Source organism: Bradyrhizobium sp. UFLA01-814 (genome assembly GCF_046718885.1).
GTDB classification, from domain to species: Bacteria; Pseudomonadota; Alphaproteobacteria; order Rhizobiales; family Xanthobacteraceae; genus Bradyrhizobium; species Bradyrhizobium elkanii.
Genome location: NZ_JAQOSR010000371.1, coordinates 1 through 1,054, shown reverse-complemented (window position 1 = coordinate 1,054; position 1,054 = coordinate 1). Strand labels below are relative to the sequence as shown.

The following is a 1,054-nucleotide window of genomic DNA, read 5'->3' as shown; positions in this document are numbered from 1 at the left end:
CGGAGATGTGTATAAGAGACAGCAGGCCCCCACACCCCCGCGGATCAAGTTCTCCTCGCACGGCTTTGCCATCGACCATCCTGATCCCGAGCTCGGCGCACAGCTAATGGCGAACGCACTGGGGGTCGCCGATCGCGACGCGATGGATGGCATCCTGCGGCAATTGATCAAGGCCAGCGTGAGCGGCGGCAAACCCTGCGAGGTCAACCTCGCCTTCATGATCGCGATGGTGAGAAGCATCGGTCCGCGGGATTCCGTCGAGGCCATGCTGGTGGCGCAGATGGTGTCGGTTCATGTGATGGCGATGCGCTGCGCCCATCACCTCGCGCACGCCAAGGACCTCGCCCAGCACGACAGCGCCGCGCGCGCATTGGGCCGGCTCGCCCGCACCTTTCCCGCCCAGATCGACGCGCTCAACCGCCACCGCAGCCATGGCGAGCCCGCCATCACCGTGCAGAACGTCAAGGTCGAGGACGGCGGCAACGCCATCGTCGGCAACGTCACGCAGCACGCGAGCGTGATCATGTCCGACAACAGCCCGGCATCCGCGGCGCGGAATGCGCCGAAGGCTGCGGGCGCGAGGCGACGGCGGAATCCCGCCGATGCCGGGCAGGACGCACGGGCATGAGCGACCACATCCAAACGACCGGCCCGATGCTGGCGAGCCCGCGCTGCGGCGCCAGGACCCGCTGCGGCAGTTCGTGCCGCGCGCCGACGGTGCGCGGCAAGACGCGCTGCCGCATGCACGGCGGCGCCAAGGGATCCGGCGCGCCACGGGCAAACCGGAATGCGCGCAAGCACGGCCGATTCACCAGGGATGCGATCGCCGAGCGGCGGCAGATCCGGGCGTTGTTGGGGGACGTGCGGAGGATGCTGGAGGGGATGAAGTGATTGCGTTTCGCAAATGGCCGCGCGCGAAAGCGGCATTTGGGAATGTCGATCTTCGAGGCGAGTTGCACCAGCTCGCTAGCAAGGGAAACGTTCAAATGAAAATTGCGAAGATCACACTGGCACTGTCTCTTATACACATCTCCGAGCCCACGAGACTTAGGAT

General features: G+C 66.0%; 2 protein-coding genes. Both read left to right on the top strand.

The genetic code is table 11. The features are described 5' to 3' along the window. Positions 1–7: 7 nt before the first annotated feature. Positions 8–628, top strand: coding sequence for a hypothetical protein (locus tag PMN64_RS42880; RefSeq protein WP_411785122.1), 621 nt, complete (start codon positions 8–10; stop codon positions 626–628). Continuing rightward, entirely contained in the window at positions 625–891 is a 267-nt protein-coding gene (locus tag PMN64_RS42875; protein WP_411785121.1) for an HGGxSTG domain-containing protein, read from the top strand. Before PMN64_RS42880 ends, PMN64_RS42875 begins: the two co-directional genes overlap by 4 nt. Positions 892–1,054: the final 163 nt, after the last annotated feature.

Coding starts and splice junctions, on each gene's coding strand:
- PMN64_RS42875 (WP_411785121.1), top strand. CDS start 625: ATGAGCGACCACATCCAAACGACCGGCCCGATGCTGGCGAGCCCGCGC.